The organism is Amycolatopsis sp. M39 (genome assembly GCF_001651785.1).
Lineage (GTDB): Bacteria > Actinomycetota > Actinomycetes > Mycobacteriales > Pseudonocardiaceae > Amycolatopsis > Amycolatopsis rubida.
The window spans coordinates 603057-625359 of sequence record NZ_LWSF01000001.1 but is presented as its reverse complement, the minus strand read 5'-3'; the positions used below and the strand labels follow the sequence as shown (position 1 = coordinate 625359).

The 22303-nt window shown below is 68.9% G+C and carries 20 protein-coding genes and 1 pseudogene; 4 read left to right on the top strand and 17 right to left on the bottom strand.

Annotated features, from left to right (window positions below):
* Positions 1-114: 114 nt before the first annotated feature.
* A complete protein-coding gene (locus tag A4R44_RS02955; RefSeq protein WP_067576130.1) occupies positions 115-387 on the bottom strand; it encodes a hypothetical protein in 273 nt (90 codons plus the stop codon).
* A 471-nt stretch (positions 388-858) separates the two neighbouring features.
* Positions 859-1845 carry an acyltransferase domain-containing protein gene (locus A4R44_RS02950; protein WP_067576128.1) on the bottom strand — a complete coding sequence of 329 codons (987 nt, stop codon included), beginning with the start codon at positions 1843-1845 and terminating at the stop codon, positions 859-861.
* 152 nt (positions 1846-1997) lie between these two features.
* Between A4R44_RS02950 and A4R44_RS02945 the strand changes: the two genes are divergently transcribed.
* Positions 1998-3041 (top strand): ketoacyl-ACP synthase III family protein, encoded by a 1044-nt coding sequence (locus A4R44_RS02945; RefSeq protein ID WP_067576126.1) that lies wholly within the window; start codon positions 1998-2000, stop codon positions 3039-3041.
* A 60-nt stretch (positions 3042-3101) separates the two neighbouring features.
* Here A4R44_RS02945 and A4R44_RS02940 read toward each other — a convergent pair whose 3' ends face one another.
* The 6 genes from A4R44_RS02940 to A4R44_RS02915 are packed head-to-tail and all read right to left on the bottom strand — an operon-like array spanning position 3102 to position 9475.
* On the bottom strand, positions 3102-3875 hold the full coding sequence (locus tag A4R44_RS02940) for a cyclase family protein (RefSeq protein WP_067576124.1): 774 nt from the start codon (positions 3873-3875) through the stop codon (positions 3102-3104).
* A gap of 17 nt (positions 3876-3892) precedes the next feature.
* Positions 3893-4642: an SDR family oxidoreductase gene (locus A4R44_RS02935; protein ID WP_067576122.1), complete on the bottom strand. Its 750-nt coding sequence runs from the start codon at positions 4640-4642 to the stop codon at positions 3893-3895.
* Positions 4639-6492, bottom strand: a complete 1854-nt coding sequence (locus A4R44_RS02930) for an AMP-binding protein (RefSeq protein ID WP_067576120.1) — start codon at positions 6490-6492, stop codon at positions 4639-4641. Before A4R44_RS02930 ends, A4R44_RS02935 begins: the two co-directional genes overlap by 4 nt.
* The gene (locus A4R44_RS02925) at positions 6485-7444 is read right to left on the bottom strand and encodes an aromatase/cyclase (RefSeq protein ID WP_067576118.1); all 960 of its coding nucleotides are present in this window, start codon (positions 7442-7444) and stop codon (positions 6485-6487) included. The genes A4R44_RS02930 and A4R44_RS02925 overlap by 8 nt, the downstream gene beginning before the upstream one ends.
* Before the next feature lie 13 nt (positions 7445-7457).
* Complete coding sequence (gene fabG, locus A4R44_RS02920) at positions 7458-8243, bottom strand: 3-oxoacyl-ACP reductase FabG (protein WP_067576117.1); 786 nt, start codon at positions 8241-8243, stop codon at positions 7458-7460.
* Complete coding sequence (locus tag A4R44_RS02915; protein WP_067576114.1) at positions 8240-9475, bottom strand: FAD-dependent monooxygenase; 1236 nt, start codon at positions 9473-9475, stop codon at positions 8240-8242. The genes fabG and A4R44_RS02915 overlap by 4 nt, the downstream gene beginning before the upstream one ends.
* 159 nt (positions 9476-9634) lie before the next feature.
* Between A4R44_RS02915 and A4R44_RS02910 the strand changes: the two genes are divergently transcribed.
* Both A4R44_RS02910 and A4R44_RS02905 read left to right on the top strand, forming a co-directional pair.
* A complete protein-coding gene (locus A4R44_RS02910; RefSeq protein ID WP_143132416.1) occupies positions 9635-10096 on the top strand; it encodes a nuclear transport factor 2 family protein in 462 nt (153 codons plus the stop codon).
* Positions 10093-10515 carry a nuclear transport factor 2 family protein gene (locus A4R44_RS02905; RefSeq protein ID WP_198545142.1) on the top strand — a complete coding sequence of 141 codons (423 nt, stop codon included), beginning with the start codon at positions 10093-10095 and terminating at the stop codon, positions 10513-10515. Before A4R44_RS02910 ends, A4R44_RS02905 begins: the two co-directional genes overlap by 4 nt.
* 237 nt (positions 10516-10752) lie before the next feature.
* Here A4R44_RS02905 and A4R44_RS02900 read toward each other — a convergent pair whose 3' ends face one another.
* A complete protein-coding gene (locus tag A4R44_RS02900; RefSeq protein ID WP_067576108.1) occupies positions 10753-11511 on the bottom strand; it encodes an SDR family NAD(P)-dependent oxidoreductase in 759 nt (252 codons plus the stop codon).
* Positions 11512-11677: 166 nt separating this feature from the next.
* On the opposite strand from A4R44_RS02900, the gene A4R44_RS02895 reads away from it, so the two are divergent.
* Positions 11678-12706 carry a methyltransferase gene (locus A4R44_RS02895; RefSeq protein ID WP_067576106.1) on the top strand — a complete coding sequence of 343 codons (1029 nt, stop codon included), beginning with the start codon at positions 11678-11680 and terminating at the stop codon, positions 12704-12706.
* A gap of 105 nt (positions 12707-12811) precedes the next feature.
* Here A4R44_RS02895 and A4R44_RS02890 read toward each other — a convergent pair whose 3' ends face one another.
* The 8 genes and pseudogenes from A4R44_RS02890 to A4R44_RS49900 form a co-directional block, all read right to left on the bottom strand.
* Positions 12812-14341 (bottom strand): MFS transporter, encoded by a 1530-nt coding sequence (locus A4R44_RS02890; protein ID WP_067576104.1) that lies wholly within the window; start codon positions 14339-14341, stop codon positions 12812-12814.
* A gap of 35 nt (positions 14342-14376) precedes the next feature.
* Entirely contained in the window at positions 14377-14634 is a 258-nt protein-coding gene (locus tag A4R44_RS02885) for an acyl carrier protein (RefSeq protein WP_067576102.1), read from the bottom strand.
* Between the two features lie 100 nt (positions 14635-14734).
* Positions 14735-15940, bottom strand: coding sequence for a ketosynthase chain-length factor (locus tag A4R44_RS02880; protein WP_067576101.1), 1206 nt, complete (start codon positions 15938-15940; stop codon positions 14735-14737).
* Positions 15937-17228, bottom strand: a pseudogene (locus tag A4R44_RS02875) (beta-ketoacyl synthase). Before A4R44_RS02875 ends, A4R44_RS02880 begins: the two are co-directional and overlap by 4 nt.
* Before the next feature lie 203 nt (positions 17229-17431).
* Positions 17432-19519, bottom strand: a complete 2088-nt coding sequence (locus tag A4R44_RS02870; RefSeq protein WP_095213160.1) for an AfsR/SARP family transcriptional regulator — start codon at positions 19517-19519, stop codon at positions 17432-17434.
* A 123-nt stretch (positions 19520-19642) separates the two neighbouring features.
* Entirely contained in the window at positions 19643-20398 is a 756-nt protein-coding gene (locus tag A4R44_RS02865; RefSeq protein ID WP_067576096.1) for an SDR family NAD(P)-dependent oxidoreductase, read from the bottom strand.
* Positions 20399-20441: 43 nt separating this feature from the next.
* The gene (locus A4R44_RS02860) at positions 20442-21992 is read right to left on the bottom strand and encodes an FAD-dependent oxidoreductase (RefSeq protein ID WP_067576094.1); all 1551 of its coding nucleotides are present in this window, start codon (positions 21990-21992) and stop codon (positions 20442-20444) included.
* Positions 21989-22303 (bottom strand): methyltransferase (locus A4R44_RS49900; protein ID WP_304456041.1); only part of this gene is annotated, 315 nt, incomplete at its 5' end. The genes A4R44_RS02860 and A4R44_RS49900, both read right to left, overlap by 4 nt.

Genomic DNA, 22303 nt, shown 5'->3' with positions numbered 1-22303 from the left:
TGGGGACCTGCTGTTCGCGCTGTCCGGGACGAGCGATCTCACGGCGTGCGTGGCATCTCGGACTTGCGCGCACCGGAAATCCGCGCCATTCCCGAGGATCCGTGCTGCCGCGGTTCAGGGCAGCTCGCGCCAGCGGAGGTCGCCCCAACCTGCTGAGGCGACGTCGGCCAGCTCGGCCCAGCGGGTAGTCCCGGGGCGGACGTGCGTGTCCGAGCCGATGGACCACTCGGGCGCTTCCGGCTCGACGTGCTCGAACTCGTCGATGCCGGACGGGGTTCGCCACACCGCGGTGCAGGAATCGCACATCAGCACGACCTTGCCGTGTTCGGTGACAAGCGGGCGGATCAAACCCTGGTCCCAGAACGACGGGCATTCGACCAGCCACATCGCGTCACCACCGCCTCGCACCTCGGAAATCGCTGCGGCCCGGTGAGGCCGCAGCCTTTCGACAGCACAACACCGGTCAGTGAACGAGTCGCTACGCAGATCCCAACTCAGCCGTAACAGGCGTGGACGTCCTTGCCCCGCACCGCTCACGTGAGTGACACGGCCCGCGATATCGACTGCCAAGCCGCCACCGCGCGCAACACACCGGCGGACGACACGCGGTTCGTGTCCAACCGACCCGGCTCGCCACGGTGGAAGGCACCTGCGCACCCAACGCCTTCCGGCGAGCTCGCACCACACGAATCGCCTCCGCCCAACAGACGACACCCGTTGCGGCACACCACTCATCCCGCGCGCCCAAGCCCTCCCCGCAAACTCCCACCGCACACGAAACGCACTGGCAAACCACTCACCCGGAAAACCGGCACCGCCACGCGATTCGCGGCCGTCCGCCTAACCAGACCGCCACCATCACCCCGCCATCTCCAACGCTCCCCGGCAAGCCGCCACTGCGGTGAGATCCGCGTCCGGGCCTCCAGCTCGCGCGGGCAGCATCGCCAGTACCGAAGCCTCCTTCGCTCGCACCGTCGGATGGATGCGTGCGGCCTTGGCCAGCAACTGCGACGGCCCTGTCTCCACCAGCACCCGTCGGCCCGCAACCGAGAGCGGCGAATCCGGATCCAGCAGCGTGCCCAATGCGGGCCAGAACCGCACCGGTTCTACCGGGTGCGAAGCCCAGTAGGAAGGATCTGTCGCCTCCGTATCGGTGAGCAGGCGGCCGGTGTAGCCCGACACTATCGGGATCTTCGGCGGCGATGGCTGTGCGGCAGCGACCGACGGGAGACACCGGGCGGCAGCTTCGGCCAAGGCAGGGCTGTGGAAGGCCGACGTCGCGGGGACCCGGAGGCAAGTCCGCCCCTCGGCGCGCAACTTCGCCGAGGCCTCCGCCAACGGCGCTTCCGGGCCGGAGAGGATCAGCTGGCGGGGAGCGTTGATCGCGCCGATCACAACCTCATCGGTCAGGACCGAGGCGACCTCCTCGACGGTCGCGGCTACGGCGAGCATTCCGCCTGCGGAGGCGGACGCCAGTTCCTGCACCCGGTGCCACATCAGCTCGGCAGCGGCGGGGACTTCGAAGACACCGGCCAGAGTCGCGGCGGCTACTTCGCCGACGCTGTGGCCCAGCAAAGCGGCTGGTTGCACGCCCCAGGAAAGGATCATCCGGCCCAGGGCGTGGCCTACGGTGAACAGCAGGATCTGCGAGCGGGTGACGTGGTCAAGAGGAACAGCGGGCGAATCGCTCAGCCAGTCGGCGCGGACGGCGGGGCCCTCGGGGCCCAACGCGGCGAAGACTTCGTCTACCGCATCAGTGAAGACGTCGTCGTGACCGTACAGGCCGGCGGCCATTCGGACGTGCTGCGAGCCTTGGCCCGGGAACAGCAGTGCGACCTCGGTCATCAAACGAAACTCCTTCCGCCCCGAGACACCGGAAGCACCGGAAACAAACCGGATCGTCGGGCACGGCGGTCGACGGCTGCTCGACCCCCGCTGGACCGCCAGGTCGAGTCCGTTCCCACAGGCTGTCGAGGGCTCGCCGGAAGGGTGGCGGCATGAGATTCGACGGGCTGTACCTCGCCGGGCTCGGGAGCTGGCTGCCACCGGCGACGACGAGCGCCGAAGCGGTGCGGAGCGGGCAATGCTCAGCCGAGACGGCGCGCAAAAGCGAGATGGAATCGGTCCTCGTCGCACCTGACGGGATCGCGCCGCCGGAGATGGCGGCTCGGGCCGCGCGAGTCGCCTTGGAGCGGTCCGGGGTGGCGCGTGGCGACATCGCGGTGTTGCTGCACGCGACGTTGTTCCATCAAGGGTACGACCTGTGGTCGCCTGCCGCGTACGTCCAGCGGGCAGCGGTCGGCGGGACCTGTCCGGCGATCGAGGTTCGGCAGGTTTCCAACGGCGGAATGGCAGCGCTCGACCTCGCGGCCAGTTACCTTCTCGCGGACCCGGCTCGGCAGGCGGCGTTGATCACCGCGGCGGATCGCTTTGACGGGCCCGATTTCGACCGCTGGCACAGCGATCCGGGGACGGCGTACGCCGATGGCGGGACGGCGATGGTGCTGTCCCGCGTCGGCGGGTTCGCGCGGTTGCGCAGCCTGGCGGTGGTCAGNGTGGTCAGCGGACCTGAGCTGGAAGGCATGCACCGTGCGGGGGCGGCGTTCGGTGAGGTCGAGATGCGGACTCGGCAGCTGGTCGATCTGGACGCGCACAAACGATCATACCTGTCCGAAGCCGGAATGTCACAGACCCTCGCGGCCATTCTCGACGGGCAGCGCGAGGCGTTGAAGCGCGCGCTGAGCGACGCCGAGCTGGAACTGTCCGATGTGGACCGGCTGGTGCTGCCGCACTTCGGGAGGCGGCGGCTGGTGTCGAACTACCTGCGGCACATGGACGTTCCGCTCGAACGAACCACGTGGGACTTCGACAGCAAGATCGGCCATCTCGGCGCGGGCGACCACATCGTCAGCCTGGAAAACTTGGTGCGTACCGGCGGGTTGCAGCCGGGGCAGACGTGCCTGCTGATGGGCGTCGGCGCGGGATTTTCGTGGAGCAGTGCGGTGATCGAGCTTCTTGAGAAGCCCGAGTGGGCTGACTAGCGAGCACCAGGAAAGGCCCCGCGAGAGGAGGAATCGCGGGGCCTTTTCTCGCGCGGAAAGCTACTCGACGATAGCGACCGCGCGAGCCCATCCGGCACCGGCACCGGCCAGTTTCACCGGGAAGCACGACAGCGTGAAACCGTGCGCCCGCGGCAGTTCGGCCAGGTTCGCCAGCCGTTCGATCTGGCAGTACTCCCGGTCGCGTCCGCGCATGTGCGCCGGCCACAGCACCGACTTGTCGCCGGTCCGCTGGTAGGTCTCGATGATGTGCGTGAACGGCGCGTCGAGGCTGAACGCGTCCGTGCCGATCACGCGGACCCCGAAGTCCAGCAGCAGGTCCAGCCCGGACTGGTCGAGGCCGACGAACTCGGTGAAGTACTTCGGCGTACCGGCGTGCTGATCGGCTCCGGTGTGGAGCAGGACGATGTCCAGCTCCTTCGGCTGATAGTCCACACGGGACAGTTCGGCGCGCACGTCGTCCGCGGTGAGGACGCCCGGCGCGCGACCGGTGAAGTCCAGGACCACGGCGGGACGGTGGAACCAGTCGACCGGCATCTGGTCGATCGTGCGCGGGGCCGAACCGTACGACGTGGCGTCGCCGTAGTGCGCCGGCGCGTCGATGTGCGTGCCGGTGTGCGTGGTCAGCGACACCGTGTCGTTCGTCAGGAACTCGGCGTCCCGCAGTACTTCCGGGTCGAGGTCCATGCCGAAGTGCTCGCGCATTTCCGACACCAGGTGCTTGGCCCCGTCCTGGGCGGACATGGTGACCAGCGACAGCGGCTCGGGCTCCCAGCCTGCCGGGTCGATCGGGGAGGACAGGTCAATCAGCTGCAACGGAGTTCTCCTTATCGTCAAGACCGCAGGCCGAGGCCGCCGTCCGCGGTGATCACCTGGCCGTGGATCCAGCTCGCTTCCGGCGCGCTCAGCAGCGCGACGACATCGGCGACGTCGGCGGGCGTGCTCAACCGTCCGGCGGGGGTGCGAGCCGCCAGGACCTGCACCATCTCGGGCTGGGTGGTCTCGTCGCCCTTGTCCAGCTTCGCGGTCGTGACGGCGTTGACCGTGATGCCGCGCGGGGCCAGCTCGACCGCCAGGTAGCGCACGAGCGATTCGAGCGCGGCCTTCGCGACGCCCAGCGCGACGTAGCGCGGGATGACCCGCTGCGCGCCGGAGCTGGAAACGGCAAGCACGCGACTACCTGGCTTGAAGTGTTCGAGAAGCGCGGGAACCAAGCGCAGCAACGGATTCAGCGCGGCGGCCACGTCGGTGTGCAGGTCGGCGACCGACGCTCCGGCAGCGGGCATCGGATGCCACGACGCGGCGTTGTGCACCAGGACGTCCAAGCCGCGACCGGCCGCCGAAACAGCGGCGGCCAGCTGCGCGGAACCGTCCTCAGTGGATGGATCGGCGCGGATCAGCGACGCCGAACCGGGAAGCCCCTCAAGGCTCGCGAGAGCGGCTTTGGCGGCTTCGTCGTCGTGTGCGTAGTCGAGCAGGACGTGCGCGCCGCTCGCGCAGAATTTGCGGGCGATGGCCAGCCCCAGCCCCTTGGTGGCGCCGACCACCAGGACGCTGCGGCCGGCCAGACCGAGCTCGCTCACGCCGACGCCTCGGAGACCGTCGAGTAGAGGTCCGCCTCGACGTCGACCAGCTCGACGAACTTCTTCACGTGCGCCTGGAACTCCGGGCTGGTCACGACGGCCTTGTGCGCGTTCGCGTCGACCCACTGGCCGATGTTCAGATACACCTTGGGATCGCGCAGCGACCGCACCATCTGGTAGGCGACGAACCCGGGCTGCTCGGCCATGTACTGCGCGTGCTCGGTGAAGACCTTCTCGAACTCTTCCGGCTCACCCTTGACGGTGAACTTGCTGATGAACGTGACCACGGTATCGGCTCCTAGCAGTGCGGTTCCGGGATTCTGGCTGCCGCGCACGGAGGACAGCGCCTCGCGCAGCTCGCGGCGGACGAGCTTGCCGTTGGGCGAACGCGGGATCGCCCTGGTCAGCTCGACGTGCTCGATGTGCTTGTAATACGGCTGCGCGGCGTTGATCTCCGCGGCGATCTCTTCCGCGCGCGGCACCCACTCGTCGCCGGCCGGGACGATCAGCGCGGCCGCCACCGCGCCGGCGAACTCGTCCGGCTGGTCGACCACCGCGCAGTCGGCCACGCCGGGGTGGCGCAGCAGCTCGGCCTCGATTTCGGTGGGCGAGATCAGCCAGTTGTCGCGTTTGAAGACGTCCTTGATGCGGTCGACCAGGAACAGGTACCCGTCCTCGTCCAGGCAGCCGACGTCGCCGGTGGGCAGCCAGCCGTCCGCGCCGATGCCGTCGCCGTCCGGGCGGCCGAGGTAGCCGCGCATCACCTGCGGGCCGCGCACCTCGACTTCGCCGCGTTCACCAGCCGGGAGCGGCTCCCGAGTCGTCAAATCGACGACGCGCACCTCGGTGTCGCGCACCACCTGGCCGACCGAACCCGGGCGCGGTGCCGCCGGGCCGTCGGACAGCACCAGCGGAGCGGTTTCGGCGAGGCCGTAACCCTGCACGACCGGGATGCCGAACTGCGCGCGGAGGGTTTCCGCGTGCACCGGGGACAACGCCGAACCGCCGGACAGGATGACCTCGCAGCCGGGCAGTTTCAGGTCCGCCAGCCGCGAGTCGGTAGCGAGCCGCGCCAGGCGGAACGGCATTGAATAGTAGTGCGTCACCCCCGCCGCGAGAGCGATCGTGGCCACCGGATCCGGCACCAGGCAGAGCACCTGGGTGGCGCCGGCGATCAGCGCGGAGTTCAGGTGCATCGGGTGGTAGCTGGGCAGGTGGTTGAACGTCACCGACGTTCCGGTCACCCCGTGCGCGTCGGCGACCTGCACCGCGTTGACCGCGATATTGCGGTGGGTGAGCCGCACGCCCTTCGACTGACCGGTGGTGCCGCTGGTGAAGTGGATGCACGCGACCGCGTCCGGCTCCAGTTCCACCGGCGCACCGACCGGGCCTGCCGCCAAAGCAGCGACCGACGCAGCGCGGTCCGGATTCCCGAAGCACAGCAGGTGTTCCGGCGTCGCGGAGGCACGAGCGACCGCTGCGGTCATCGAGTCGTTCAGCACCGCGGCAGCGGCAGCGGACTCGGTCAGCACCCGGCCGAGATCGCCTTCCCGCAGCAGCGGGCTCAACGGCAGCACGACGTTTCCGCTGCGCAGCGTGCCGTAGTAGGCGATCGCGAACTCCGGGTGCAGCACCGACGACATCGCGACGACCGAACCAGCCGACCCGATCCGATCCGCCAGTGCGGCCGCGAACCCGGACGCGGCCCGGTCGAGTTCAGCGAACGTCAGGGCTGTCTCGCCGAGCCGTACCGCGATCTGGTTCGGGCTGTTCTCCGCGAGGATGCGCAGCGCGTCCGGCAGCAACGGCGTGTCGAGCAGCGACGCGACCGGGAGGACACCGTCAGCCATCGGCGCGTTCCTCCGCCCAGCCCTTGGCGAGGTTCAGCGTCGCGGTGCTGTTGGTACCCAACGCATTGCGCACGAAAGCCTTCGCGTCCTCGACAGTCTTGCCTTCGCCGAGGATCTTCTCCACCGCGTCGCGCTTGATCACCACGGTGTGCTCGGACGTCGCACGCACCCCGCCACCCGGCTGCGGCACGATCGTCCACAGTCCGTTGTGGACGGTCATCAGCGCGGGCAGCACCTGCTGCTTGTATGCGATGGCGTGCTCGTCGTCGAAGCACACACGCACCGACTTCGTGGTGTGCACGGCACCGGTCGCGGTCTTGGTGTCCATCTCCATGACCTGCAGACCCGGGGTTTCCTCGGTCAGGTCGAGCCGCTGGACGTGCGGCAGCCGTTCCGGCCACAGGTCCGACCGGTAGAGGAACTCATACACCGCCGCCGCGTCCGCGTCGATGTCGACGCTGTCGGCGAACACCGTGGTGAGTTCTTCGGTTTCGGCGATGCCTTCCGCGATGCCGCGGAGATTCTCCAGCTCGTGCTCGCTGTTGCGGTCGACCGCCTTGCTCACCCATTCGACGTTCTCCGGCAGGTCCCGCACCGCGCTGAACGCGTGCTCCAGGACGACCGTGCACGAGTTCGGGCCGCCGGGCTGGATGTTCCACGCCCCGGTCATCGACGCGACCGGATGCTGCGAAACCTCCTGGCGGAAGTCGATGCGCAGGCCGTCCTCGTCCAGGTCGCGGCGCGAGGTCCAGGTCTTGGGCTCGTCGTTCGCGGTAGCCCACAACCGGATTCGCTCAGTGGTGCCGTCGCGTTCGAGCTGGCGTGCGTGGACCGTCGGGCCGAAGTAGACCGGCCAGCGGGTCACGTCGGCGAGCAGCGCGTACACGGCCGAGGCGGGCGCGGCGACGTCGATCTTGTGTTCGGTCTCGTAGATCCGGAGTGGTGCAGCCACGTGCTCGGTCCTCTCAGTAGTTGCCAAGCCCGCCGCAGACGTTGATCGCCTGCCCGGTCATGGACGCCGCGGTGTCGGTGACGAGGTAGCCGACGAGGCCCGCCACCTCCTCCGGAGTGGAGTACCGGCCGAGCGGGATCTTCGCGGTGAACTTCTCCAGCACGGCTTCCTCGGTGGTGTCCCACGCCTTCGCGTAGCGGCCGCGGATCGCCTGTGCCATCGGGGTCTCGACGTAACCGGGGCACACCGCGTTGACCGTGACCCCGGTCTTGCCCAGTTCGAACCCGAGCGCCTTGGTGAAGCCGACGACACCGTGCTTGGACGCCGAATACGGCGCGCCGAGCACCACGCCCTGTTTGCCCGCGGTGGACGCGATGTTGATGACCCGGCCCTTGTCCTTGGCCAGCATCCCGCCCTTGGTGAGCACCTCGCGGGTCATCAGGAACACGCTGTTGAGGTTCGTGTTGATCACGTCGAACCACAGCTCGTCCGGGATTTCCGCGGTCTGCCCGCCGCCGCTGCGGCCCGCGTTGTTGACCAGGACGTCGATCGGGCCGTACCGGTCCACCGCGGCTGAAACCAGCGACTGGATGTCGTCCTTCTCGCGGACGTCGCAGGTGCTGCCGTCCACGTCCAGTCCCTCGGCGCGCAGGTCCCGCACCGTGTCGTCGACGGATCCCTGGGTACGGGCGCAGAAGTACACCTGGTAGCCCTGCTGCGCCAGCGATCGGGTCACCGCGAGCCCGATCCCGCTGGTGCCGCCGGTGACCAGCGCTACGCCCCGGCTCTGTTCGGTCATCGTGTCCCTCCTGGGTTGCTCGGCGCGCGGAACAGGTCCGCGCGCACGTCGCGCGGGCGAGCTCCGAACGCGACGAGATTGAGGATCTTGCGGAAGATCGGGGTGTGCGGCAGCAGCTTCGCGATCACCGGTCGCACCGCGTCCACGATCCGGCCGGAGGACAGCATTCCCTTGTTCTGCCTCGACTGGAGCGTGAACACGGTGTCCACCGCGGCGCGTCGCTCGGCTTCGAAGCCGGCGAGCGCGGCCGGTCGGTTGTCTTTCGCAGCGACGGCGGCGACGAGTTCGGGGTGCAGCGCGACGGCGTCCGCGATGGCCAGGTTGATGCCCTGTGCGCCGATCGGGCTGTGCGTGTGCGCCGCGTCGCCGATGAGCACGAGGCCCGGCCGGACCCATTCCTGCGCACGGCCGGAAAACACGTCCAGCGGCGACAGTTCGGACAGCGCGGTCACTTGCTCTCGAATCAGGTCCGCGTGCTGCGGGACCGCGGCGATCAGCTGCTCCCGGACGTGCTCGATGCCCTTGGCGGCCACCGTCTTGTAGCTGCCCTTCGCCAGCGTCCAGCCAATCTGGACGCGGTCCGGGTAGGAATCGTGCACCAGCACCGGATCGGCGGCGGTGCGGTGAATGCGGACCGCGCTGGTGCGCCGCTCCGGGGCGATCAGCTTGAACCACACGACGTCGTGCTCGAACTTCTCGAACTTGTCGTAGCCGATCCCGGCGAGCGAGCGAGTCTTCGAGTACCGGCCGTCCGCGGCAACCACCCAGCGAGCGCGCACCTGCGTCTCGCCGTCGCCGGAGCCGCAGCGGATCCCGGTCACCGCGCCGTTCTCCTCCAGCAGCGCCCGGGTCGAGCAGCCGCTGAGCAGACGGAAGCCCGGCGTCGCCTTGCATTCGCCGAGCAAGCGCTCCAGCAGGAGCCGCTGCGGCAGGCTGAGCAAATGGTCATCCGGCGCGGGAAGCGTCTGGTAGTCGATGTCGAGCAGCGTGCGTTCCCCTTGCACCAGCTGGAAATGGCGCATCGGGTAACCGCCGAGGCCGTCGAGGACGCCGAGTTGGTCAAGCGTGCGCAGCGCACCGGGCTGGATGATCTCGCCGCGGTATTCGCGGTCCAGCGACGCGCTGCGCTCCGCGACCACGACGTCCACTCCGGACCGGGCGAGCAGCAGCGCCAGCACCAGACCCGCCGGTCCGCCACCGGACACGCACACGTCCGCTTCGATCTCGCGCACTCGATCCCTCCCGCTGTCGCACCGCCTCGGCCCACCCTCCAGCGAGCCGGTCCAAAACGGCTCGACGCACAGTCGGCCGTCCCGCGCGAGTGGTCCACGAGGGGACTTTGAGCCGGCCGCGCGACTGTCGGACGACACGCGGCCGACGAGGAGGAAACGGTGGCGACAACCGCGCACCCGCGGGTGAAAATGGAGCTGTACCACCAGGTTCAGGCCTTTTACGCCAAGCAGATGCAGCTGATGGACGACGGCGACGTGGAACCGTGGGCGGAAACGTTCACCGCGGACGCCACTATCGCGAACAACGCCAACCCGGCCCCGGCCACGGGGCGGGAGTTGATTTTGAAGGTGGCTCGGAAGCTAGCCGCCGACGTTGTTTCGCGAGGGGTTCAGCATCGGCATTGGACTGGGATGCTGGTGGTCACAGAGGACAGTGCGGATCAAGTGCGCACGCAGTTGTACGCGATGGTCGCCGAGATTCCCGCTGGGGGTGAGGCTCGGTTGTGGCGTAGCACGTTTTGCCGGGACACGTTGGTTCGCGGGGCGGGCGGGTGGCAGGTCGCCCGCCGGGTGGTGACTCATGACGATATTCAGGGTTCTCGATCGGAGGAGCAGGCGTGACTGTGTCGGGCGAGTTGTATCAGGAGATTCAGCAGTATTACGCGTGGCAGATGCAGTTGCTTGACCAGGCTCGTACTGATGAGTGGGCCGATACTTTCACCGAGGACGGGGTTTTCGCGGCTAATGCCGCGCCGGAGCCGGTTAAGGGTCGTGCCGCTATTGCCGCGGCTTCGGCGGCTACGCATCGGCAGCTGGCCGAGGTGCATGAACTGCGGCGGCATTGGCTGGGGATGCTGACTGTCTCCCCGGGCGCTTCAGCGGACGAGCTGCATACTCGGTGTTATGCGTTGATTATTGCTACGCGTAAGGGCGGGGAGCCTCGGATTCACTGCAGTACGTTGTGTGAGGATCAGCTGGTTCGGGTTGACGGGGCTTGGCTCGTTAAATACCGGACTGTTTCTCGGGATGATATTCGTTGAGCTGAGCCGGCCTTCGGCCGGAAAAGATGGTTGCGCCGGGGCACCTTGGCTGTTGCGTAGGCGGGTTGCGGTTTAGCAGCGTACGTGGTTCTCGCCCTGCCGACTGACTCGCAGCGCGATGGTGAGGTCCGCCCGAGCAAGCCACGCAGCCGACGCTGGGGACGGCAGGCGGGTCGTGAGGGGAGCCCTGAGGGAATCTGATTCCCTCAGGGTTCCCCTTACCGACATCTCGCGCAGTTAGCGGGTCATGTCCGAGCCGCCGTTGACTGAGACCACTGTGCCTGCGATGTAGCCTGCTTCTTCGCTGGTGAAGAAGGCGACCATGGCCGCTACGTCTTCCGGTTCTGCCGCGCGGCCCGCTGGGATGCGCTTTTCGAAGGCGGCGAACCAGTCCGGCGGGGCCTCGCCCAGGGCGTCGGTGCGGGTCAGGCCGGGAGAAACCACGTTTGCCACTACGCCGTTGGGGGCGCCTTCGCGGGCGGCGAACTTGGCGTAGGAGATCAGGGCCGACTTTGCCGCGGCGTGCGCGACTACCTCTGCGCCTACTGGACCCTTGCTTGCTTCTGCCGCCAGGTAGACGATGCGGCCGTAGCCCTGGTCCTTCATCAACTGCCACACCGCGCGGGTGGGGTGGAAGGCCGCTGCCAGTTCGTCGTTCACCTTCGCGGAGAACGTTTCCCACGGGATTTCCGCGACCGAGCCTTGAGCCAGTCCGACGTTGGCGTTGCAGACCAGTGCGTCCACGCGGCCGTATGCTTCGACGGTCGCGGCCACCAGTGCTTGCGCGCCCTCCTCGTTGCGGACGTCGGCTCCTACTGCGATCGCTTCGCCGCCGGCGGCGGTGATGGCCGCTACCGCTTCTTCCGCGGCCTCTTTGGACGTCAGGTAGTTGATCACCACCCGGTCGCCTCGTGCGGCCAGCCGTTCCGCGATGCCGCGGCCGATTCCGCGTGCCGCACCGGTCACCACCGCGACGCGGCGTACCTGGTCTTCCACCCGCTGCTCCTCGGTTTCGGGCTCCCGGCTTCTCCGGGTGCCGTTTCTGCCAATGTATCGGCTGAAACCGTTGCCGCGACACCGCCTTCAGAGATCTTCGAGAACCTTTTGAACGGCGGCGGCGAGCATCGGAGGACTACCCGAAACGGCTGAGGAGACAACCCGGATGCCCGACGATCCCGCGCGCGCGAAAACGCCGCAGCTCGAGCTGATGAATCTCATCATCGGCGACTGGAAAGCCCGCGCCGTCTACACGGCGGCCGAACTCGGCTGGCCCGACCGGCTCGCCGACGGGCCCCTTACGGCCGCTCAGGTGGCCGCTGCCTCGGGCACAGATCCCGTTGCCACCCACCGGTTCCTGCAGTACCTCACCGCACTGGGCGTGTTCCGCGAGGAGAACGGCTCATTCTCCCTCGCCGAACTCGGCGAGCTGTTGCGCAGCGACCGGGACGACTCCCTGCGGCCGTATACGCTCATCGCGGGCTCCGAATTCCATCGCGCCTGGACTGACATCGCCTCCGCCGTGCGAACCGGACAAAATGCTTTCGAAGGCGCATTTCAGTCTAGCTTCTTCGAGTACCTCTCCGCAAACCCCGAACGCGGAAAACTTTTCGACCGCGCGATGGCGGGCAACACGGCGTTGTTCGACGCGCTGCCCGGAGCCTACGACTTCGGTGCGCACCAGCGATTTGTCGATGTCGGCGGCGGCAGTGGCGAGCTGGCGGTCCGGCTGCTCGCCGCGCACCAGCACCTCCACGGCACGGTCTACGACGCCGAACAGTCCGCTGAGGCCGCGAAAAAGGCCATCGCGGACGCTGGTCTCACCGAGCGATGCGAGGTGGCGTCCGGGGACTTCCTGGAGTCCGTTCCCGAAGGCGGCGACGTCTATCTGCTCGCTCGAGTGCTGGTGAACTGGCCGGACGAGGACTGTGCGCGGATCCTGGCGAACTGCGCGGCGGCGGCCGCTCCGGGGACGCGGTTGCTGCTGGTGGAGCGGGTTTCCGGGCCGGGTGTCGACAACGCACTGCTGCTTTCGCACGACACCCTGATGTACGTGCTCTTCGGCGGGGGCGGGATCCGCTCCAGCGCGGAAGTGACCCGGCTGCTTGAGGAAGCCGGGTTCGCGCTGGACGCGATCACTCCGCTGCCGCAGGAGTTCTCGCTGATCACCGCCACCCGCCGAAACTACTCCTAATCAGACCACAGCCACGGCCGAATGACTTCGCTGCGACGGTCACGTGCCGCTTCAGGGTCAGCCTGCTTCTGGCCGGATCAGGAAAAGCTCAGGCCCGGGAACGCGTCAGGAAACCTCAGCCGCCTGCCGTTCCCGGGCCGGCACCACCACGAGCACCACGATCGCTGCCAGCACCGCGGCACCGGCGGCAGCGAGGGCCGTCGTGCGCATCGCGACCGAGAACGCGTCCGCGCCCGCGGCGAACAGGTCAGCGCCCTGGTTGCCGCCCAGGCCCGCCGCGGCGGCCTTCGTCGCTTCGATCGAATCGCCCGCGGCGGCGCGAGACTGCGCCGGCAGCACCGACAACGCCGGCTCAACCCCGTTGCGGTACACGACAGTCAGCAGCGAACCCAGCACCGCGATGCCGATCGCGCCACCGATGCTGCGGCCCATGTTCGTCAGCGCCGAACCGACCCCCGCGCGCTCGCGCGGCACCGCCGACATGATCGTGGTGGTCGCGGGCGGCATCACGTTGGCCATCGCCAAACCGACCAGGAAGTCGGCGACGAACACCGGCCACAACGGACTGTTCTGGTCCAGCAGCGCGAAGATCGCCACGCCGGCAGCCAGCAGCAGCAAGCCGCCGACCAGCACGGTTTTGGCGCCGAACTTCGCCGACAGCGTCGCCGAGCGCGGCGAGAACACCGCCAGGGCCAGTGCCAGCGGGAGAATCGCCAAACCGGTCATCAGCGGGCTCACGCCGAGCACGCTCTGCAGGTAGAAAATCAGGAAGAACGGCACGCCGAAGTTCACGAAGAACGCGAGCGTCACCGCACTGGTCGCGCCCGCGACCCGGCGATCCGACACCAGCCGCAGGTCCAGTGCGGGAGCCGCGGACCGCAGTTCCACCAGGATGAACACGACCAGCAGCACCACGCCGAGCACCAGCGGGAGGTACACCCGCGGATCGGCGATCGTGGCCAGGTTGCCCGCCTGGATGATTCCGTAGACGAGCGCGGTGCTCCACGCGACCGACAGCACCACCCCGGGCACGTCGAGCTTGCGCGCGGTCGAAGTGGACTCCGGGACCATCAGCACGGTCAGCACGATCGCGGCGAGCACGATCGGGCCGTTCACCAGGAAAATCGAGCCCCACCAAGCGAACTGGATGAGGAAGCCGCCAAGCACCGGGGCCACCACGGCCGCGATGCCGGCGGCGGACACCCAGTACCCGATGGCGCGCGGGCGCTCCTTGTCGCCGAACACGTGCGAGATGGTCGCGAGCGTGGTCGGCGGGATCGCCGCTCCGCCCGCGCCCATCACGACGCGCCACAGCACCAGTTCGCCGGGTGAGTGCGCGAACGCCGCCAGCACGCTGGAGACGCCGAACACCACGAGTCCGATCAGGAGCACCTTCCGGTGCCCGAGCCGGTCCCCCAGCACGCCCCACGCCAGCAGCAGACCGGCGTACACGAGGGTGAACCCGTTGACCACCCACTGCAGCTGGTCCGCGGACGCGCCGAGCCCGCCGACCGGATCGGCGAGCGCGCGGAAGGCGATGGTCACGATCGTCGCGTCCAGCACGGTGAGCAAAAAGGACGTCAGCAGCACCGCGAGGATCGCCCAGCGGCGCGGGTTCAGGGCAGGCTCGGACACCTGTCCTCCTTCGGAAGGCTTTGGCGGAATTCCCCTTACACCGCGGAACCGAGCCTGCTGTTCACCAGTTCGACCAGAGCGCGCGGCGTGTCGATGTCGACCACCGTTTCGTCCGGCAGCTCGACTCCGTAGTCGCGCTGGAGCATACTCGCGGTCTCCATCAGTGCGAGCGAGTCATAGCCCAATTCGGCGAACGGAATGTCGCGCGCGTCGGCGGTTTGTGCCATTTCGTCGCTCTCTCCGGCGCAGCGGCGGATGATCTCCATCAGATCTTCGTAGGTCAGCTCGCGCATGATCGCTCCTCCTGCCGCGCGAAAGCGGCTGTCAGTGGGTTCTTCTTGCTGGACAAAGCTTTGCGGTTCGGCCGTTCGGGTGATCTTGAAAAGTCTTCCCTCACACTCCGCGCAACACCAGCGCGGCGTTGTGCCCGCCGATGCCGCGGGCGAGGACGACCGCGGTGCGCACCGGCGTTTCCCGCGCGGCGCCGGTGACCAGGTCGATCCCGTGCTCCGGCACCGGATCCGAGACGTTCGGCGTCGGCGGCACCACGCCGTGCCGGATCGCCAGCGCCGCACACGCGACGTCCAGCGCCGCCCCGCCCGCGGCCAACCGGCCCACCCCGGCCTTCGGCGCGGTGACCGGGACACCGCGTTCGCCGAACACCGCGCTGATCGCTTCGGCCTCCTCGCGGTCGAGCTTCCGATCCCCGGCCGCGTCGGCGAAAACGACGTCGGCCTCGGCGGCGGAAATGCCCGCGTCCGTCAGGGCGAGTTCGATCGCCCTGCGCAGTCCAGGCGGACGGCCGCTGCCCGGTTTCGGGTCGAAAGTGGACGCATATCCGGCGATCTCGGCGTACGGCGGCTGCCGGTCCCGCGACGAGTCGGCCGGTTCCAGCACGAGCACCGCGCCGCCCTCGCCGGGCACGTACCCGGCGGCGGACCGGTCGAACGGCAGATAGGCCGACGCCGGATCGCCGCTCCCGCTGAGCCGTCCGGAAGTAAGCATCGCCGCCCAGCCCCACGGGCACAGTGCGCTGTCGATGCCGCCGGTCAGCGCGACCGCGGTCCCGGAACGCACCGCGCGCCGGGCCTTTCCGATCGCGTCCAGCCCGCCGGCTTGTTCGGACACCACCACCGCGCCGGGCCCGCGCATGCCGTGCCGGATGGAGATCTGCCCGGTGTTGACCGCGTAGAACCACGCGAACGACTGGTACGCGCTGACGTACTTGCCGCCCTTGCTCCACATGTTCTGCAGTTCGCGCTGCCCGAACTCGTAGCCGCCCGCCGAACTGGCGGTGATCACCGCGAGGTCGAACCCGTCGTGCGCCGCCGGGTCGACCCCGGCGTCGGCCAGCGCCCATTCCGCGCCCACGAGCGACATTCGAGTGGAATGGTCGGTCTGCGGCAGCAGCCTGCTGGGCAGGATGCCCTTCGCGCTGAACCCGGCGACCTCGCCGGCGAGCGTGCTGGGGTAATTCGAAGCGTCGAACCGGGTCACCGGGCCGATTCCGCTGGCCCCTTCGAGAGTGGCTTCCCAGAACTGCTTGACCCCGCTTCCGGTCGGCGCGAGCACGCCGAGACCGGTGATCACCGCGTTCATGCCGTGCCGCCGACGTTGCCGGTGAGCACCATGGCGCTCTGGAAACCGCCGAACCCGCTGCCGACCGTCAGCACCGTGTCCACCGCGGCTTCTCTTGCCACCAAAGGAATGTAGTCCAAGTCGAGCTCCGGGTCGGGTTCGTTGAGGTTGGCCGTCGGCGGCAGCAGCCCGTCGCGCATCGCGAGCAGGCTGGGGGGGATCTCGATCGAGCCGATCGCGCNAGCAGGCTGGCGGCGATCTCGATCGAGCCGATCGCGCCGAGCGAATGCCCGACCATCGACTTGATCGAGCTCACCGGGACACGATAAGCGTGTTCTCCCAGCGAATTCTTGAACGCCTGCGTCTCGTGCCGGTCGTTCTGCTTCGTGCCCGAGCCGTGCGCGTTGACGTAGCCGATCGCTTCCGGCGGCACCCGCGCCTGGCCCATCGCCTGCCGGATCGCCTCGGTCATTTCCACGCCGTCCGCGCGCAGGCCGGTCATGTGGTAGGCGTTGCACCGCGTGGCGAACCCGGCGATCTCACCGTAGATCCGGGCCCCTCGGGCGAGCGCCCGGCCCAGTTCCTCCACCACGAACACCGCGGCGCCCTCGCCGAGCACGAACCCGTTGCGGGTGTTGTCGAACGGCCGCGACGCCGTCGCCGCTTCGTCATTGCGCGGCGAAGTCGCCTTGATCGCGTCGAAGCACGCCACAGTGATCGGCGAGATCGGCGCGTCCGAGCCGCCCGCGAGGACGATGTCCGCGCTGCCTTCGGCGATCAGGTCCCGCGCGTGGCCCACCGAGTCCAATCCGGACGTGCACCCGGTCGAGATGACCTGCACCGAACCTTCCGCGCCCGCTTCCCAGGCCACTTCCTTGGCCATCGAACTCGGCACGAACTGGTCGAACAGATGCGGCACCGCGTAGTCCGCGTCGACCTCCCACTTCCTGCCGCCGTCGCTCACCACGACGTACTCGCGTTCGAGGCTCATCGTGGCCCCGACCGCGCTGCCGATCGACACGCCGGTCCGGTACGGGTCCACATCGGACGGTGCGAGCCCCGCGTCGGCCAGCGCCTCCCGCGTGCACGCCACCGCGAACTGGGCCACCCGGTCCATCCGCCGCACCTGCTGCGGACCGAGCCCCGCCGCCTCCGGATCGAAATCGCATTCGGCGGCGATCCGCGAGCGGAACTGGGAGGCGTCGAAGAACGACACCGGCCGGGTGGCGGTCCGTCCGCCCGACACCATGTCCCAGAACGGTTCGCGCCCCGGTTTCCCTGGCGCGACAACACCTATTCCGGTGATCACCGCCCGCCGCGGACCTCCGCTGCCGTGCCGCGCCGGCACTCCCGCTGCCCCGGGGTGCCCCGCACTCGTACTCACTCCGTCTGCACCTGCCCTTCGCGCTCCGAGCGCCCGACGTCGCTGATGTCGAGTCTGGGCCCGGGGTGTCCAAGACGGATCGAAGAGGGGTCGAACGCGCTCCAGCCGGATTCGACCCCGCCTCGTTTTCAGCCGGTGGCGACCGCCGCTTCGCGCGCCGCGGGCTCGGCTTCCCTTGCCAGCAGGCGGCCCGCGAACGACGGCAGCCGGGGAACGCAATAGACCGCGTCCGATGCGGACGGGCGCAGAAAGTCTACATTGGACTCGGCGTCGCGGTACCGGTGCGGTCCCGAACCGCCGCGTTCGCCGATTTCCTCGGCCAGCCCGGCGGATTCGAGATCTTCGAGCACTTCGCGCACCAGTTCTCCAGGCCTGCCAAGGAGCTTGACCGCGTCCGGCACGGTGAACTCGTCGATGCCCGCCAGCTGCCGGAACGCCTCCTGCGCCGGTCCGCACAGGGTCCGGTAGCTCGCCCGGACGCTCGCGTCGACCGTGCCTTCCCCGCACGGCAACCGAAGCACCGCACCGGGATCGCGGGACAGCCGGTCGTGCATCCGGCGCAACGACCAGGCCGGCCGGTAAGCCAGATACCCGCCGACCGCCGCGACGGCCAGCGGCAGCCTGCCGCACATCCGCACCAGCGCGCTGGCGCAGTCGAGGTCCTCCAGCATCCGCCGCCGCCCGATGAACTGACCGAGCAGCTCCAGCGATTCGTTGACCGTCAGCGGCGGCAGATTGACCGGCGCGACCACGCCGCGCAGGTACAGCCGCCGCCTGCTCGCGACCAGCAGCAGACTACCGGAACCGCTGGGGCGCAACAGATCCACCTCGGCGGACCGGGACGCGTCGTCCACGACGACCAGCAGCCGCCGGGTGGCGGTGTAGTCGCGGTAGACGTTCACCAGCTCGGACATCGACGGCGCGGGCGACAGCGGAACCCCGCACGCGCGCAGGCAGCCGGCGAGCACCTCGGCCATCGTCTCCTCGCCGCGGTGCACCGGCGTCAGCGACGCGAAGATCTGCCCGTCCGGGAATGTCGCGCGGACCCGGTGCGCGACGTGCACGAGCAGCGAGGTCTTGCCCGCGCCCGGCCCGCCGGTGATCTCCACGACGGCGCTGCCGCCGGTGAGCTTGGTGCGCGCGGCGGAACACCGCCGCACCAGCTCGCGGATCTCCTCGTCCCGGCCGACGAAGTCGGTCACGTCGGACGGGAGGTGATTCGGCCCCAGCGCCTCCGGTGCCGCGGGCCGCAGCGGGACCAGATCACCCTCCGCATCCGCGCGCACGGCGGAAACCACTTCGACGACACTGCTCTCAGTCACGGTGTCGTTGTCGTCGATACTCCGGACGACTGCTTTCGCAGCGCGATCGTTTTGCGCACCCTGCCCGGTTTGCCCGTTGTCTAGACCAGTTGTGGCTTCACTCACACCGGAGCCGCGCGGGGCCGGAAGGGTGAGCGCGGGATCGTCCACCAGGATCTGCTGATGCACCGAGCGCAGCGTCGCCGACGGCTCGATGCCCAGCTGCGCGATGAAATCGCTGCGCACCCGGTGGTAGACGTCGAGCGCCTCGACCCGGCGGCCGCACCGGTAGAGCGCGACCATCAGCTTCGCCGAGTACGCCTCGTGCGTCGGATTCGCCTTGACCACCCCGGCCAGCTCGTCCACGACGCGGCGATGCCTGCCCAGCGCCAGTTCGGCCTCGAACCGCAGGTCAAGGGCCGCCTTGCGGCTCTCCTCCAGCTGGGTCGCCCGCGCGGCGAGGGTCGGGCCGAGCGGAAGATCGGAAAGCGCGGCCCCGCGCCACAGTGCGAGCGCCTGTCTGGCCAGTTCGGCGCACGCTTCGAGATCACCCGCGTCGTGCCGGTCGCGGGCTTGGTCGAGCAGCGCCGAAAAGCGCACCGCGTCGACCACGTCCGCCCGCGGCACCTGCAGTTCGTAGCCGTGCGGGCGGGTCAGCAGAACTGTCGCGCCCTCCTCGGCCGAACCGGCCAGCCGCAGCGATTTGCGCAGCTGGTAGACGTAGGTCTGCAACGTCGTGGCCGCGCTCGCCGGAGGGTTGTTCTCCCACAGCTCCTCGACGAACTGCTCGAAGTGCACTGCCCGGTTGGCGTTCAGTGCGAGCATGGCCAGCACGGTGCGGAGCTTCGGCGCGGACGGCGTCTTGCCCACTCCGTCCGCACGTACCGCCAGCGGTCCCAATATTGCGATCTGCATCCGACCCCCAGATACCTGCCGAAAGAGCACGCCAGGCAGCGGCCTCGCGTGCTTCGCTTTCCCCCAGTGAGACGCCAGCGACGCTAGCAGAGAAACGGCTTCCTGATCCCGGGCGGGAAAAACTTAACGTCCACCTGATACTTCTGCGAACTGCCCGTTCGTATTGCCGTTGGCGGCCGAACACAGGAACACTGCCAGTTGCGCGACATCACCCGGACAGCTCAACCGGCCACTGGGCGTGATGGCTCGCTCGCGCTCCAGAACCGCGGCCGGAACCTGTTCCGCAACACGGGGAGTGACGGTCAGGCCAGGAAGAATGGTGTTCACCAGCACTCCGTCGCGGCCGACGTCCCAGGCGAGGCTCGTGGCGAAACCGTGCAATGCCGACTTCACCGCACCATAAGCCTCGCGGCCCGGCTTGCCCGCGGTCGCCGCGCGCGACGAAATAAATGCGATCCGTCCCCATTTCTTCTCGCGCATACCGGGCAGCACCTTCGCCACTGTGTGGAACACCGGCGCGATATTCACATTGATGAACGAAGCGCAATCCTCCGTAGGTAGTTCTTCGAACAGTTTTCCCGGCTTGCGCAGCGCGCCGGGGCTGATCGCATTCGCGACCAGCACGTCCACCGGCCCCCAGTGCCGCGTCACCTGCTCGACTGCCGCGTCCACACTGGCCAGTTCGGTCAGGTCGTAGTGCACGGCGAGGCCGCGGTCCGGGCCGCATTCGCGCGCGAGCACTTCGGCCGCCTCGCGGTTGGCCCGGTAGGTCACCGCGACCTTGGCCCCTTCCGCGGCGAACGTGCGCGCGAGTTCGGCCCCGATCCCGCCGCTGCCGCCGGTCACCAGCACGACCTTGCCGGTCAGCCCCAGATCCACCTTCGCTCCAGTCTCCTCAGGTCCGTGAAGGACTTCCCGCTCCTCAGACAGTGATGTGCGCGTGCCGCAGGACCGCGCGCACGGCGGCAGCGGACGTCCGGTCGCCGCGGTCGGCCACGTAGCCGTCCGGACGCGTCAGGATCCAGCCCGTCGCTGAAAGGCCGAGCGCCCGCCGCAACGCGCCGTCGGCGTCCGGCAGGTCTCCGCCAGTGCCCGCCACCTGCGGCACCAGCCAGCCGCCCAAGGACGGCAGATCGGCTCGATCCGCTTCCGGGCCGAGCACCAGCGTCCAGCCCGGCTCGCGCAACTGCGCCAGCAACGCTTGCCACGCCGGGGTTTCCGCGTCCGCACCGGCGACGACCGACAGCCGCTCGCCCGGTCGCGGTCCAGGCCCGGCCGCCGCGGGACCGTCGCCATAGGACAGGCCGAGCGCGGACATCCCGCCCATGATCTTGCGTTCCAGCTTGCCGCGCAGCGCCGAAACGTTGCGCATCACGCCGAAGGCCACCGGCAGCACTGCGGCGACGTACGGGTTTTTCAGCTGTACCAGGAAAGTCGCCTTCTTCGTGGTGCGCAGCAGCTCCGCGCCCACCGGCACGCGCTCGCGCGAGTAGCTGTCGAGCAGCCGCTCGTCGGCGTGTCCGTCGATGACCATCGCCAGCTTCCACGCGAGGTTGTACGCGTCCTGGACGCCGGTGTTCATGCCCTGGCCGGACGCCGGGCTGTGCACGTGCGCGGCGTCGCCAGCGACCAGACAGCGGCCAGACCGCATCGAAGGCACCATCCGCTGCTGGATGGAGAACACCGAAACCCACGTCGGCGGGGAAACCACGGTCGGCACGCCGGTCGCCGCGGACACCTTCTCCGAGAACCGCCGCGCTACCGCCGCGTCGTCGCCGGGGCCGGAGTACTCCACGTCCCGGGTGTCGAGCAGCCGCCATTTGCCCTCGTCCGGGAACGGCACCAGCATCACCGAACCGCCCGGGGTCCGGATCAGGTGGATGCTGTCGCGCGGCAACGCGGTATCCGCCTGTGCGTCGGCGATCAGCCAGGTCTCCGACGAGTCTCCTTCGAGCTTCAGCCCCAGCTTCTTGCGCACCGCGCTGTGCCCGCCGTCGCAGCCGACCAGCCAGTCCGCCGAGGTCTCCTCGCTCTCGCCGTCGCGTTCGAGCCGCACCTGGACGCCGTCTCCGGTGTCGGTGAAGCCGGCCAGCGCCACGCCCCATTCGACCTCGACGCCCTGCTTGGCCAACGCGGTCCGCAGCACCTCCTCGGTGATGACCTGGTCGACCATCAACGTGAACGGCAGCCGCGTCGGCAGCCGCGAGTAGTCCGCCCGGAGACCGACCATTCGCTTGCCGCGCATGTGAATCGTGAACGCGCGCACCTGCTGTCCACGCGGCAGCAGATCGTCGAGCACGCCCATCTGGTCGTAGATCTCCAGCGAACGCGGATGCGTCGCCAGCGCCCGGCTGGTCACCGCCGGACCGGCCGCCCGGTCCACGATCCGCACCCGCACGCCGCGCCGGGCCAGCTCGTGCGCCGCGGTCAGCCCGACCGGTCCGGCACCGACCACCAGGGCTTGCGCACTCACGGTTTCACCGCGACCACAACGGTGTCGTTGCCCTTCGGCAGAGCGGTGGCGGCCCGGAACTCCAGTCCGGCTTCGGCCAGCCACTCGCGCAGCTGCGGCACGGTGTACTCGGAACCGCCGTCGGTGATCAGGCCGACGTTGATGCTGCCGATCAGGCTGCGCAGATCCGGGTTCTCGTCGTCGAGGATCTGGTCGTACACCACGACCGCGCCCCCGCCCGGCACCGCGTCCTTGGCTCGCTTCAGCAGTTCCACCCGGCGTTTCGGGTCCCAGTCGTGCAGCACATGACCGAACACGACCACATCGGTCTC